Below are 13,481 nucleotides of genomic sequence, written 5' to 3'. Positions count from 1 at the left end.
CCGGTCTGTCTCACTCTCATGCAAAGGTAAGATCAACCATTTAATCCGCTTACCCTCCGTGTGCACTGCCGGCATGCGGGCCATCCCATCGTCGGTGACAGCAAATACGGCGAACGCGCCCTGGACCGACCGTTGGCACGCCGCCGGCCCGAGCTGATGCTGCACGCCTACCGCCTCACCCTCACCCACCCGACCCACGGCGGCCGTCTGACCATCACCAGCAACCCGCCGGAGACCTGGCAGCCATTGCTGGACACCGCCGGACTAGCCTTGAAAAACCACCAGCCGCCCCGATAACCGCCTCCATGATCGACATCAGCAAACTCCTGACCCGCCCGGAACACCTGGCCGTCCCGCCCCGACTGGTCGTGTTCGACTGGGACGGCACGCTAGCCGACTCCACCGGCCGGATCGTCACCGCCTTTCAGGAAGCACTGACCTCGGTGAGCCACCCGCCCCTGCCCGACGAATCGATTCGCGGCATCATCGGCCTGTCGCTGGCCAACGCCATTATCGAACTGTTCCCCGAGGCCGAGCTGCGCTTCCGCGAGGCACTCGCCCAGGCCTATCACCGCTGCTACTTCGCCAATGAAGAACCGGTCGCACTCTACCCGGAGGCCGAGGCATTGCTCGAGGCCCTGACCAAGACCGGCTGCCTGCTGGCCGTGGCCACGGGCAAGTCGCGCCGCGGTCTTGATCGCGCCCTTGCGCAGACGGGAACGGCGGACTACTTTCACCACACGCTTACCGCCGAGGAGACGCGCTCGAAACCGCATCCGGAGATGCTCGAGGGTATCCTTGACTACACGGGCAGCGGTCCGACCGAGACCTGGATGGTGGGCGACACCGACTTCGATCTGCTGATGGCACGAAACGCCGGCACGCACGCGATCGGCATTACCCACGGCGCGCACCCACGTGAGCGACTGGCCGCGGCACGACCGGACTGGTTGATCGACCGGCTGGCCCAACTGCACGAAGGGCAAGGCCATGACGACCAACGCCCCGGGAAAACGGACGACACCGGCAACGCCGGGGAACCTGAGGCCCGTCCAGCCGTCTGATTCGGTCGTCGGGCTGCCAACTCACCCGGCCCACCTCCCCATAACGGCGAGGCGCCCGTACGTTTGATGCCACGATCTAGCGATCGCTTCGGGCAACCACCTTGGATGACAACGCAGGCAAGACCCGCATGAACCAGAACACACCGCCAGACGACGTGCGCATCGAGCCACCCGGAGGCCCGGACTTCGACCCCGGTGAGCCGCGGACCGAGGAAAGACCGCCGCGGCGCTCAAGGGCCGAGCCCTCGCCGGACTGGGCGCGCGACGCCCTGCTCGACATGGCCCGCCACGGGCTGGTCGAGCAGCGTCGGGCACGGCGGTGGAAGGTGTTCTTCCGCTTTGTCTCCGTCGCGCTGGTGGTCTGGTCACTGACCCTGATCACCCTGCTGTTCACGGCCGGGGATCGCAGCGCGCCCGGCCTCGCGAAACCCACCGCGGCGGTGATCGATATCAGCGGCCTGATCGCGGCGGGCGAGACCACCGAGGCCCGTCGTGTGATCCCGCAGCTGGAAAAGGCGTTCGAGGAAGATAACGTTAAAGGCATTGTCCTGCGTCTGAACACGCCCGGCGGCAGCCCGGTCCAGTCCAGCGCGATCTTCAATGCCATCCGTGAGCTCAAGCAGGAGTACCCGGACAAGCCGGTCTACGCGGTGGCCGAGGACATGGCAGCCTCGGGCGGCTACTTCATCGCCGCTGCCGCCGACGAGATATACGCCAACCCCTCCTCGATCGTCGGCTCGATCGGGGTGCGCATGGACAGCTTCGGCTTCGTCGATGCCATGGAGAAGCTCGGCATCGAGCGCCGTCTGCTCACCGCCGGCGAGAACAAGGCGCTCGGCGACCCGTTCAGCCCGAGCGATCCCGAGGAGACCGAGTATCTCCAGGGTGTCCTCGGCGAGATCCACGAACAGTTCATCGAGGCGGTGAAGACCGGCCGTGGTGACCGACTCGATGACGACGAGACGATCTTCACCGGGCTCTTCTACACCGGCGAGACCGCCCTGGAAATTGGCTTGATCGACGGCATCGACAGTGTGCGCGGCGTGATTCGCGACCGCATCGGCGTCGAGCACCAGATCGATCTCACCCCGCGCAGCAATCGTCTGGAAAAACTGCTGGGCGCGACGGCCGAGGAATTCGGCTCGGCACTGACGGGCGTCAAGAGCGAGCCGGCGCGACCGATGATGCTGCCCTGAGACACAGGAAGGTCTGCACGAATCCGATACCGCTCTGCGCGCCTTGATCACGAACGACTCACCAAGCCAGAGTGGCATCGGATTCGTGCAGACCTTCCTGCCCGCCGCTCGGGTTAGACTGTGGGCATGACTCAGACCCGCCAGACCCGCGTACCGTTTACTGCCGGCATCAGCGCCGGCCCGCAGACCACCTACCGCCCGCTGGAGACCGAGGAAGCCTCGGAACAGGCGGTCAGCGACGAGCCCCCCATGTACCGGGTGCTCTTGTTGAACGACGACTTCACCCCCATGGATTTCGTGGTGCAGATCCTGATGCAACTGTTCGGCATGACCTTTGATCAGGCCAACGCCGTCATGCTGGAAGTGCACCACTATGGGCGCGGGGTCTGCGGCGAATTCACCCGCGAGATCGCCGAGACGCGCGTCAGCCAGGTGAACCAGATCGCGCGTGAGCACGAATACCCGTTGATGTGCGTGATGGAACGCGCCGATTGAACGAGACGAAACTGGAAATTCCTCACCCCGTTGGCAACGCCGCAATCCGGCGTATCATCGGGACATGGGCAACGGCCCGGCTGCTAGCTGATGCCAGGCCACCCCAGGGAACCGCTGACTGGTTCCCTCACCAGACCGGAGGAGAGGATCGGTGCTGAGCAAATCCCTCGAAACCACTTTGAGCCGCGTGTTCGATCGAGCCCGGCGCCAGAACTACGAATTTGTCACCCTCGAGAGCCTGTTGCACACGCTGCTCGAGGATCCCGACGCGCGCATGGTGCTGGAGGGCTGCAACGCCAACATCTCCCAGCTCGCCATGGACCTCGAGGCGCACATCCGCCGCACCACCCCGCGCATCCCGGAAAACGACCCGCGCGAGACCCAGCCGACACTGGGCTTCCAGCGCGTGCTCCAGCGCGCGGTGATGCAGGTGCAGGCCGCCCAGCGCAGCGAGGTCTCCGGCGCGCATGTGCTCGCCGCGATCTTCGGCGAGCAGGACGCGCATGCCGTGCACCTGCTGCACAAGGCCGGCGTCACGCGCCTCGACGTGATCAACTTCATCTCGCACGGCCCCGAGGCCGACGACGAGGGTGTCGATGACGAGGAGCCCGAGATCAACCAGGCCGACGTCGAGGCTGTCGAAGAGCAGCCGACCGACGAGAACGCCTTCGAGAACTTCGCGATCAACCTCAACAAGCAGTCGGCCGAAGGCAAGATCGACCCTCTGATCGGCCGCAGCGCCGAGCTCGAACGCGTCCAGCAGGTCCTCTCGCGTCGGCGCAAGAACAACCCGCTGCTGGTCGGCGAGGCCGGCGTGGGCAAGACCGCCATCGCCGAGGGCCTGGCACGCAAGATCGTCGACGGCGAGGTGCCCGAGGCGTTGTCCGAGGCGACTATCTACGCGCTCGACCTCGGCGCGCTGGTCGCGGGCACCAAGTACCGCGGCGACTTCGAGAAGCGCCTGAAGATCGTGCTCAAGAAGGTCCGCTCGGTGCCCGACGCGATCCTGTTCATCGACGAGATCCACACCCTGATCGGCGCGGGCTCGGCCTCCGGCGGCTCGATGGATGCCTCCAACCTGATCAAGCCGGCGCTGGCCTCGGGTGAACTGCGCTGCATCGGCTCGACCACGCACCAGGAATACCGCAGCATCTTCGAGAAGGATGCCGCGCTGACCCGTCGCTTCCAGAAGATCGACGTCCCCGAACCCACCGAGGACGAGACCGTCGACATCATTCGCGGCCTGCGCGAGGGCTACGAGAAGCACCACCACGTGGTCTATACCGACGAGGCAATCGAGGCGGCGGTCAAACTCTCGACGCGCCACATCAACGACCGCCACCTGCCGGACAAGGCGATCGACGTCATCGACGAGGTCGGCGCGCAGTATCGCCTGCTCCACCCGCGCCCCGAGGACAACCGCATCACCGCCAGCGACATCGAGCGCGTGGTCGCCCGCATGGCGCGCATCCCGGAGCGCAGCGTCTCCACCTCGGATCGCGAGGTCCTGCGCCACCTCGACCGCAACCTCAAGATGGTGGTCTTCGGCCAGGACGAGGCGATCGCACAGATCACCACCGCGATCCGCCTGGCTCGTTCGGGCCTGCGCCCGGACAACAAGCCGATCGGCTCGTACCTGTTCGCCGGGCCGACCGGCGTGGGCAAGACCGAGGTCTCAAAGCAGCTTGCCAGACTGCTGGGCATCGAGTTGGTGCGCTTCGACATGTCCGAGTACATGGAGCGTCACAGCGTCTCGCGCCTGATCGGCGCGCCGCCGGGCTACGTCGGTTTCGACGAAGGCGGTCTGCTCACCGAGAAGATTCACAAGAACCCGCACTGCGTGCTGCTGCTCGACGAGATCGAGAAGGCGCACCCGGACGTATTCAATGTGTTGCTGCAGGTGATGGACAACGGCTCGCTGACCGATACCAACGGCCGCAGTATCGACTTCCGCCACGTCATCCTGATCATGACCTCGAACATGGGCGCCGAGGAAATGGCCAAGAACAGCATGGGCTTCGTCGCCCAGGACATCGGTTCGTCCGGAATGGAAGCGATCAAGCGCGGCTTCACGCCGGAGTTCCGCAACCGGCTGGACGCGATCATCCAGTTCAGCTCGCTCGGCACCCGGCAGATCGCCAACGTGGTCGACAAGCTATTGCTGGAGCTCGAGCAGCAGCTCGAGGCGAACCACGTCACCCTGCAGGTCGACGACGAGGTACGCCACTGGTTGGGCGAGCATGGCTACGACGTGGTGCTCGGCGCCCGGCCGATGGCCCGCCTGATCCAGGACAAGCTCAAGCGGCCGCTGGCCGAGCAGATGCTTTTCGGCGATCTTGCCGATGGCGGCAAGGCACGCTTCACCATGGACGAGGACGAGCCGGCCCTGATCGCCACACCCGCCGCCGAGTCCGTGACCGAGGAATCCTCCACGGCCTGAGGTCGGCAAATGGCCTGATTAACGACCAACGGCGCCCCATGGTGGGCGCCGTTTCTTTTGGTGGGTATTTTTTTCGAGCGCACAACCGCGCTCGCCCGGCTCACGCAAGGCGTGGCCGGGTGGCTCTGGGCCGTCGGGATCGGTGGCGACCGGCTCTTTAGAGCCGTCGCGGGATCAGCGGGAGCGGAAGGAGATGCGACCCTTGGTCAGGTCGTAGGGAGTCAGCTGCACCGTGACCTTGTCGCCGGTCAGGATGCGGATGTAGTTCTTACGCATGCGCCCGGAGATGTGGGCGGTCACCACGTGGCCGTTTTCCAGCTCGACCCGGAACATGGTGTTCGGCAGGGTGTCGATCACCACGCCCTGCATCTCGATGTAATCTTCTTTTGCCATAAATCCTCTAGCAGGTTGAAATGGGGCGTGATTATCGACGAAAACCGAGCTCGCGCCAAGAAAACGCCCCTTTCGAGCCACGCCCTATTTCAGAATGTTGAGACAGGTGGCCCGTTCGATGGCCAATCAAGTCGACCGGGCGCCATTATGAACGAAAATCGCCCAACCGGATATCGAGATCCCAATCCCATGACCGAACAGCATGATCTGGTGGACGCCCTGATTCACCGCCACTCCACGCCGCCGACCTGTCTGACCGGGCCGGCGCCCGACGACGACACACTCCAGCGCATCCTGCAGGCCGCCGAAAGCGCTCCGGATCATGGCGGACTTCACCCGTGGCGTTTCCTGGTAATCGACGGTCCGGCCCTCGATCGTCTCGGCGAAACCTTCGTTGAGGCGATGCGCCAGAAGGACCCCGACGCCAAGGAGGAAACCCTGGAGCGTGAGCGGGTGCGTGCCCAGCGCGCGCCGATGATCATCGCCGCGATCGCCCGTGAGGAACCGGGGCACGCCAAGATCCCCGAGATCGAGCAACTGCTCTCTGCCGGCATCGCGACCCACCAGGTACTGCTCGCCGCCCAGGCGTTGGGGGTCGGCGCCATCTGGCTAACCGGCCTGCGGGTCTACGACGAAAACGTCATGCGGGCCTTGGGCCTGGCCGAGAACGAGCGCCTGATCGGGCTGATCAATATCGGCCAGGTCAAGGAAGGCGCCCCGACGCGCGGCAAGCGCCGACGCAAGGCCGAGATCGAGCGCTGGGACGGCTGAACGACCCGCATTCGTCCCGGGACCGCGGCGGGCGGCCCGATTTTTCGTACAATGCCCGCTTCCTCAACATCCACCCGAGCCAGCCGAGGCCATCGAGCAAGCATGTCCGAATCCAACGAGCCGATCAGCCACTTCATCCGCAACCGCATCGACGCCGACCAGGAGAAGGGCACCTACGGCGGCAAGGTGACCACGCGCTTCCCGCCAGAGCCCAACGGCTACCTGCACTTCGGGCACGCCAAGAGCATCTTTCTCAACTTCGGCCTGGCGCGGGACTACGACGGCATCTGCCACCTGCGCTTCGATGACACCAACCCGGTGAAAGAAGAGCAGGCGTACGTCGATGCGATCCGCGAAGATATCGAGTGGCTGGGCTTTCGTGACCCGGCGCACGAGCACTTCGCCTCGGACTACTTCGAGACGCTCTACCAGGGCGCGGTCGCGCTGGTAAAAGCCGGGCTGGCCTACGTCGATTCCCAGTCGGCCGACGAGATGCGCGCCAACCGCGGCACGCTGACCGAGCCGGGCAGCAACAGCCCCTATCGGGATCGCTCGATCGAAGAGAACCTGGATCTTTTCACCCGCATGCGCGCGGGCGAGTTCAAGGATGGCGAGCACATCCTGCGGGCGAAGATCGACATGGCCGCGGCGAACCTCAACATGCGCGACCCGGCGATCTACCGGATTCGCCACGCGCATCACCACCGCACTGGCGACGACTGGCCGATCTACCCGATGTACGACTACGCCCACTGCGTGTCGGACGCCATCGAGGGGGTCACGCACTCGCTGTGCACGCTGGAGTTCGAGGACCACCGCCCGCTGTACGACTGGTTCATCGACAAGCTCGCCGATCTGGGCTTCTTCGAGCGCCCGCTGCCGCAGCAGATCGAGTTCTCGCGCCTCAATCTCACCTACATGCCGCTCTCCAAGCGCAAACTGATCCAGCTGGTCGAGGGCGGCCATGTCGACGGCTGGGACGACCCGCGCATGCCGACGCTCAAGGGCGCGCGTCGTCGCGGCTTTACCCCGTCCGGCTTTAAGCTGTTCACCGATCGCATCGGCGTGTCCAAGTCCGACAGCCTGATCGACTTCGGCGTGCTCGAGGACTGCATGCGCGAGACGCTCAACGAGTCGGCCGAGCGCCGCATCGGCGTGCTCGACCCATTGAAGCTCGTGCTGGTGAACTTCCCCGAGGATCACGAGGAAACCTGCTTTGCCCCCAACCACCCACAGAAGCCGGACTGGGGCAAGCGCGAGGTCACGCTCACCCGCGAGCTGTGGATCGAACACGGTGACTTCGCCCTCGACCCGCCGAAGAAGTACTTCCGCCTCAAGCCCGACGGCGAGGTGCGCCTGCGCTACGGTTTCATCATCAAGCACGTCGGCCACGACCTGGACGACGACGGCAACGTCACCTGCGTCTACGCCGAGTACGACCCGGACACCAAGTCCGGCACGCCGGGCGCGGACGCGCGCAAGGTCAAGGGCAACATCCACTGGCTATCGGCACGCGATGCGGTCGAGACGGAAATCCGCCAGTACGACCGGCTGTTCAACGTGCCCGCCCCGGGCGCCCGGCGCGAAGGTGACGAGCCGGACGTCGAGCGCGACTTCCTCGACGATCTCAACCCCGACTCGATCCACACCTTGTCGGTTTATCTCGAGGCACGCGCGGCGAACGCCGAGCCGGAATCAATCTACCAGTTCGAGCGTCATGGCTACTTCGTCGCCGACCAGAAGGAACACGCGCCCGGCCAGCGCCCGGTATTCAACCGGGCCGTGACGTTGCGCGATTCCTGGGGCCAGGGGAAGTAAGGCCGCCGGGCGGACGTGACGAACCGAAGGAGCGCCTTCAGGCGCGAAAGGCTCGGGCGGCAATTTGCGTGGTTTCGCGGCTGAAGCCGCTCCTACGAACCGCATCGTGATCGGTGCCTCAGGAGCGAAGATGCCCGTTTAGCACACAAAAAAAACGGCCCGGGACTCCCGGGCCGTTTTCTCGTTGCGCGGCCAGATCAGATGACCTGATCCGTCGAACTCACCCTTTCACGTAGGAACTGCACCAGCCGGTGCCCTTGACCGCCTTGTCGCGGAAGATGGAACAACCGCCCCAGCCGTCGCCCGCCGCATCGGCCCGGTAGAGTGCGCAATTCGCGCAGGTCTGACCATCCTTGTACGACGAGTGCTCGACATCGCTGGCCTCATGCTTGTAGTCCAGCGACTTGGCCATGGCGTCGTCCTCGGACAACTGCTCGAGCTCCTGCGCCTGTGCCGGGGCGATCGCCATCAGCGGGATCACGGCCGAAGCCACTGCCCCACCCACGAATCGCCGGCGCGATCGATCCATCGGCACGTCAAACTCCGATGATTGCTTATCCGTCATGTTTCCTCTCCCTTGGCTGGATTGACAGCACCTCGACTGTAGCGCGCTTCCCACCAGCAGGGAAACCATTTAGATAACGTTAACTTGTTAATATAAAAACGGTTCTCATTCTCCCGCCCATTCGTGTTTACTTCACGACATCCCCCAGCTCACCACCAGCATCACCACGGCGGCAATCACCAACCACCAGGCCAGCCGTGACGACTCCTCCGGTTCGTGCATCGCCTCATCGCTCGCCTGCTCCCGCTCACTTGACGGGGCGGGTTCTCGTTGTTCGTATTCGGCGATCACGCGCTCGGCACGGTCCTCATCACGCTCGTCGAGCAGCATCACCCGCGCGAAATCCTGCGGAGCCAACTGCCCCACCGCGCCCTGCTGATAGAAACCGGCCACCTCGGCCTCGATGCCCTCGGCATTCAGCATGCCGCAGACGATATGTGCCTCGAGGATGTCCGCTGCCCGATAGATGGTTTTCATTGTCGCTCCATTCAATGCGATTCGCACCCTTTCGACACCCGCCGAAGGGGGCGCCGGATGCCGAGATTGATGTAGACTACGCGCCATCTCAATCCAAGCGTCCAGCCTACCGCCATGTCCCAGGAAACTCCCCCGGAAAACACCCCCCTCACCTACCGCGATGCGGGCGTCGACATCGATGCCGGCAACAGCCTGGTCGAACGCATCAAGCCGGCGGTCAAGCGCACCCAGCGCCCCGAGGTCATGGGTGGCCTGGGCGGCTTCGGCGGCCTGTTCGCGCTGGACACCAGCAAATTCAAGCAACCGGTACTGGTCTCGGGCACCGACGGGGTCGGCACCAAGCTGCGCCTGGCGATCGATCTGGGCAAGCATGACGCCATCGGCATCGACCTGGTCGCCATGTGCGTCAACGACATCCTGGTCACCGGCGCCGAACCGCTGTTCTTCCTCGACTACTACGCCACCGGCCGGCTCGACGTCGACGTCGCCGCCCAGGTGGTCGAGGGCATCGCCAATGGCTGCGAGCAGGCTGGCTGCGCCCTGATCGGCGGCGAGACCGCCGAGATGCCCTCGATGTACGAGGAAGGCGACTACGATCTGGCCGGCTTTGCCGTCGGCGCGGTGGAGAAGGACCAGTTGATCGACGGCAGCAAGGTCGCCGCCGGCGACAAGCTGATCGCCCTGCCCGCTTCCGGCCCGCACGCCAACGGCTACTCGCTGATCCGCAAGATCATCGAACGCGCCCAGCCGGACTGGAACAGCGCCGAGGGCAAGCAACTGATCAAGCAACTGCTCGCCCCGACCCGCATCTACGCACGTGCCGTGCAGGCACTTGGCGAGCAGGTCGACATCCACGCGATGAGCCACATCACCGGCGGCGGACTGACCGAGAACCTGCCGCGCGTCTACCCGGATCACCTGGCCGCGGCCATCGACTGGTCGAGCTGGCAGCGTCCGACCGTATTCGACTGGCTGGCCGAGCAGGGCAACGTCGAGATCGCGGAGATGCGCCGCACCTTCAACAACGGCGTGGGCATGGTGGTCATCGTCGCCGCCGACCAGGCCGAGAAGGCCGTCTCGGCCATGCAGACGGCCGGCGAGAACGCCTGGGTGATCGGCGAGATCGTCGAGCGGGGTAACGGCGAGCCCGTCACCTACCGCTGATGGCAGCGGCGAACAAAGCGAGGCTGGTGGTACTGGCCTCCGGCAACGGCTCGAACTTCCAGGCGATCATCGATGCCTGCGAGAGCGGCCGGCTGGATGCGGAGATCGTGCTGCTGGTGGTCAACCGTCCCGGCGCCTACGCCCTCGAGCGCGCCGCCAGCCACGGCATCCCCAGCCGGCTGATCGACCACAAGGCCTATGCCGACCGCGAGGCCTTCGATGCCGCCATGGCCGAGGCCATCGACGAGGCGCGGCCCGACTGGGTCATCATGGCCGGCTTCATGCGCATCCTCACCGATGGCTTCGTCGACCGTTTCCGCGGACAGCTGATCAACATCCACCCGTCGCTCTTGCCGAAATACCCGGGCATGAACACCCATGCCCGGGCGCTGGAGGCCGGCGACCTGAAACATGGTGCGACCGTCCACTTCGTCACCCCGACGGTGGATGCCGGTCCACCGATCGTGCAGGGGCGCCTCGAGATACTCGACAACGACGACGTCGAGTCCCTCAAGCAGCGCATCCATGGCGTCGAGCACCGCATCTATCCGCTCGCCATCGACTGGCTGGTCAAGGGCAAGATCGACTTCGACCGCGCCGCCGCCCAGAAGAGCCCCGCAGTGGTCGATGCCTCCGGCGCGCTGATCGTCCCGCCGAGTTCGTAGGCCGCGTTCCCGGCGAACGACGGTAAAGAATCCTCGTAGGAGCGGCTTTAGCCGCGATAGGGCTCGGCCAATGCCCCTTTTCGCGGCTAAAGCCGCTCCTACAGTGGATCATCAGCGCCCTGCCCGGCCGACCAACCACGGCATCGCCGCCATCAGGAGCAGGCTGAGTGCGTAGACCGTTCCGGCCAACGGGTCACGTCCGCCCAGGTATTCCGCCAGCGTCAGTCCGCGCAGGCCGAGCACCAACGCAACCTCTGCGAGCAACAACCAGCCCACGGCCAGCAGGCCGGTCGCCAACCGTGTCGGCAGCGTCGCGGAGAGCGCGAACCGGCGCACCGTCCAGCGGGCAGCCAGCACGATCACCAGCCACATCACCGGCATCTCCGCCAGTTCCGCTGCCCTTGTACCCAGCCACGGGGCCAGCCAAAGCTCCCGCAACACGCCAAGGGCGAATCCGGCGGCGAACACCCACAGGAAATAGACCGTGCCTGCCTTGAGTACCCTCATCGCTTTCCTGCCCTGTGGCCGTCAAAAGAAAAGGGCCCACCTGAACCAGGCGGACCCTTCGGCATGGCCATCGATCGGTTCGATCAACCCTTGAGCATGCCGTAGAGCTCGTCCTTGAGCGCCAGGCGCTGCTTCTTGAGCTCTTCCATGTGTTCGTCGGTGACCGGCTCGTCCTGCTTCTCCAGCCGCTCGATTTCCTTGGTCAGCTCGTCGTAACGCTCGAACTGCTTGTGGAAATGATTGTCGCTGGTCTTGAGCTCGTGAATCCGGTCTTTAAATTCCGGGAATTCATGTGCCAGATCGTGATGGTCTACCTGCATCGGTCACCTCTATGTCGGGGTAAAAAGACGGGCCGGAACGCCCGGCCGTCACAAGCCTAGATCATAGCGCTGAATGCGACAGGCGTCCTCCCAGCCGTTCGCTCGGAGATCGCCTGCCGGCCGCATTTAGAATCGCGCGTTGACCTGCAGGCCGAGGATGTCGACCTCCGCCTCGTACTGCCCCTGCAACGTGTCCGGAATACTCGATTCCGTGGTGTTGTTTATCGAGCTATCGTTCAGCCAGATGTGGGTGTAACCGACATCCACCGACCAATGACGGTTGATCGCGTAACCAAGCCCGATTGACCCCCAGGTACGGTCGGCATCCGGCAGGCGGGCGGTGCGAAATTCGGCACTGGGCACTGGGGTGGGGTCATAGGCGGCGCCGGCACGCAGCGTCCACCGCGGAGCGAACTCCCATTCACCGCCCATGGCGACGCGCAGGGTGTCATCCCAGTTTTCGGTCGTGACGGATTCGCGCCCTCCGCTCTGCTCAACACGCAATTCGTCGAAGCTCGACCAACCAGTCCAGAGCAAGCCGAGCGAACCGGTCACCGTGTCGCTGAACTGATGAGTCAGACTGGCCGACAGGCTGGCCGGGAGATCCAAACCGGCCTCGGCCGGGCTATCGGCAAATGCCGGATTGGCAGCGAGGGCGGCAGGCACGGTGTAATCCACATCGCCCTCGAGCTCATGATCGATGCCGGAGTGATAACTCAGGCCGACACGAGTGCGCTCGGTCGGCTGCCACAAGGCACCAATGGTGTACCCGACGGACCAGTCATCACCCTCGATTTCGACATGACCATCACTGCTGGGTTGCCCGGGGATAAGGCCAATTCCGGCACAAGTCTGCCCGGCGTTGGTCGGTGTGTCCCCTTGAGCGATGCGCCCACCCACGCAAGCCGCCCCACCATTAATGGCGGAAGTCAGCTTCGCCTCGGCCCGCTGGATATTCAGCGCCCCACCGATGGTCCACTCCGGCGTGACGTCGAAACTGATCGACGGGCTGATATCGATCACCTCGATCCGGCTTTCAATGCCGTGATACCGGCCGAGCCACTCCTCGTCATACTCGGTGGCGAGGCCAAACGGCACCGTCAGCGCCAGCCCCACACGGGTGCGCTCATTCATCTGATGAACAATCGACGCATTTGGGATAGCCGCCGACTCGCCCGCATCGCCCCCCAGACCACCAACGGTCGGCCCAAAGGCACTCTGTGAGCTTGCCCCGGCCTTTAGTTCAAACGACGGACGGATGTAATTGATACCACCGGACACGGCAGTCCCATCGATCTGCGTCATCGCCGCCGGGTTGCCGATCATCCCGCTCGCCTCACCATTGCCCGTGGCGAGGTTCGCGTAGGCCTGACCGAGATCGGTGGCGTTCTTCTCCATCAGCGCAAAGCCGGCGCCCTGGGCCTGACCGGCCATCATGGCCATCGACAGCGACACGGCGGTCGCGAGCGTCGTCTTGTGGATACGGTTCACGGTGTGACTCCTCTCTTTCCTTTGGTTTTTTCTATTAGATTTTTGTGACGGACAGGTCGCTTCTAGCGAGCGCACCGTAGGAGCGCCTTCAGGCGCGATAGGCTGAATTTTCCCC

The 13,481-nt window shown here is 64.5% G+C and carries 15 protein-coding genes; 9 read left to right on the top strand and 6 right to left on the bottom strand.

What is annotated here, in order from left to right; translation table 11 throughout:
• Positions 1 to 132 precede the first annotated feature (132 nt).
• The 5 genes from D5687_RS11235 (at position 133) to clpA (ending at position 5,195) form a co-directional block, all read left to right on the top strand.
• A complete protein-coding gene (locus D5687_RS11235) occupies positions 133 to 297 on the top strand; it encodes a hypothetical protein (protein WP_158611707.1) in 165 nt (54 codons plus the stop codon).
• An 8-nt stretch (positions 298 to 305) separates the two neighbouring features.
• Positions 306 to 1,064, top strand: coding sequence for an HAD-IA family hydrolase (locus D5687_RS01450; RefSeq protein ID WP_125197959.1), 759 nt, complete (start codon positions 306 to 308; stop codon positions 1,062 to 1,064).
• 128 nt (positions 1,065 to 1,192) lie between these two features.
• Complete coding sequence (locus tag D5687_RS01445; protein ID WP_125197958.1) at positions 1,193 to 2,260, top strand: S49 family peptidase; 1,068 nt, start codon at positions 1,193 to 1,195, stop codon at positions 2,258 to 2,260.
• 126 nt (positions 2,261 to 2,386) lie between these two features.
• Positions 2,387 to 2,755 carry an ATP-dependent Clp protease adapter ClpS gene (gene clpS / locus D5687_RS01440; RefSeq protein ID WP_125197957.1) on the top strand — a complete coding sequence of 123 codons (369 nt, stop codon included), beginning with the start codon at positions 2,387 to 2,389 and terminating at the stop codon, positions 2,753 to 2,755.
• A 151-nt stretch (positions 2,756 to 2,906) separates the two neighbouring features.
• Positions 2,907 to 5,195: an ATP-dependent Clp protease ATP-binding subunit ClpA gene (clpA, locus tag D5687_RS01435; protein ID WP_125197956.1), complete on the top strand. Its 2,289-nt coding sequence runs from the start codon at positions 2,907 to 2,909 to the stop codon at positions 5,193 to 5,195.
• A 174-nt stretch (positions 5,196 to 5,369) separates the two neighbouring features.
• Here the strand turns inward: clpA and infA are convergent, their stop codons facing one another.
• On the bottom strand, positions 5,370 to 5,588 hold the full coding sequence (gene infA / locus D5687_RS01430) for a translation initiation factor IF-1 (protein WP_058574334.1): 219 nt from the start codon (positions 5,586 to 5,588) through the stop codon (positions 5,370 to 5,372).
• 189 nt (positions 5,589 to 5,777) lie between these two features.
• Here infA and D5687_RS01425 point away from each other — a divergent pair, with 189 nt between their 5' ends.
• Both D5687_RS01425 and D5687_RS01420 read left to right on the top strand, forming a co-directional pair.
• The gene (locus D5687_RS01425) at positions 5,778 to 6,359 is read left to right on the top strand and encodes a nitroreductase (RefSeq protein WP_125197955.1); all 582 of its coding nucleotides are present in this window, start codon (positions 5,778 to 5,780) and stop codon (positions 6,357 to 6,359) included.
• 102 nt (positions 6,360 to 6,461) lie between these two features.
• A complete protein-coding gene (locus D5687_RS01420) occupies positions 6,462 to 8,177 on the top strand; it encodes a glutamine--tRNA ligase/YqeY domain fusion protein (RefSeq protein WP_125197954.1) in 1,716 nt (571 codons plus the stop codon).
• Positions 8,178 to 8,397: 220 nt separating this feature from the next.
• On the opposite strand, the gene D5687_RS01415 is transcribed toward D5687_RS01420, so the two are convergent.
• Both D5687_RS01415 and D5687_RS01410 read right to left on the bottom strand, forming a co-directional pair.
• Complete coding sequence (locus D5687_RS01415; protein WP_240031381.1) at positions 8,398 to 8,742, bottom strand: high-potential iron-sulfur protein; 345 nt, start codon at positions 8,740 to 8,742, stop codon at positions 8,398 to 8,400.
• A 132-nt stretch (positions 8,743 to 8,874) separates the two neighbouring features.
• Positions 8,875 to 9,219 carry a DUF2007 domain-containing protein gene (locus D5687_RS01410; protein ID WP_125197953.1) on the bottom strand — a complete coding sequence of 115 codons (345 nt, stop codon included), beginning with the start codon at positions 9,217 to 9,219 and terminating at the stop codon, positions 8,875 to 8,877.
• A 114-nt stretch (positions 9,220 to 9,333) separates the two neighbouring features.
• Here D5687_RS01410 and purM point away from each other — a divergent pair, with 114 nt between their 5' ends.
• Positions 9,334 to 10,383, top strand: a complete 1,050-nt coding sequence (purM, locus tag D5687_RS01405; protein WP_125197952.1) for a phosphoribosylformylglycinamidine cyclo-ligase — start codon at positions 9,334 to 9,336, stop codon at positions 10,381 to 10,383.
• The gene (gene purN / locus D5687_RS01400) at positions 10,383 to 11,048 is read left to right on the top strand and encodes a phosphoribosylglycinamide formyltransferase (protein ID WP_125197951.1); all 666 of its coding nucleotides are present in this window, start codon (positions 10,383 to 10,385) and stop codon (positions 11,046 to 11,048) included. The genes purM and purN overlap by 1 nt, the downstream gene beginning before the upstream one ends.
• A 111-nt stretch (positions 11,049 to 11,159) precedes the next feature.
• On the opposite strand, the gene D5687_RS01395 is transcribed toward purN, so the two are convergent.
• From D5687_RS01395 to D5687_RS01385, 3 genes are all read right to left on the bottom strand, one after another.
• On the bottom strand, positions 11,160 to 11,555 hold the full coding sequence (locus D5687_RS01395) for a hypothetical protein (RefSeq protein WP_125197950.1): 396 nt from the start codon (positions 11,553 to 11,555) through the stop codon (positions 11,160 to 11,162).
• 83 nt (positions 11,556 to 11,638) lie between these two features.
• Complete coding sequence (locus D5687_RS01390) at positions 11,639 to 11,875, bottom strand: YdcH family protein (RefSeq protein WP_125197949.1); 237 nt, start codon at positions 11,873 to 11,875, stop codon at positions 11,639 to 11,641.
• 126 nt (positions 11,876 to 12,001) lie between these two features.
• Positions 12,002 to 13,441, bottom strand: a complete 1,440-nt coding sequence (locus tag D5687_RS01385) for an OmpP1/FadL family transporter (RefSeq protein WP_158611706.1) — start codon at positions 13,439 to 13,441, stop codon at positions 12,002 to 12,004.
• Between the last annotated feature and the right edge of the window lie 40 nt (positions 13,442 to 13,481).

Source organism: Guyparkeria sp. SCN-R1 (genome assembly GCF_003932495.1).
Classification (GTDB): Bacteria; Pseudomonadota; Gammaproteobacteria; order Halothiobacillales; family Halothiobacillaceae; genus Guyparkeria.
The sequence above is the reverse complement of the archived record's forward strand: the minus strand, read 5'-3'. Positions and strand labels throughout refer to the sequence as shown.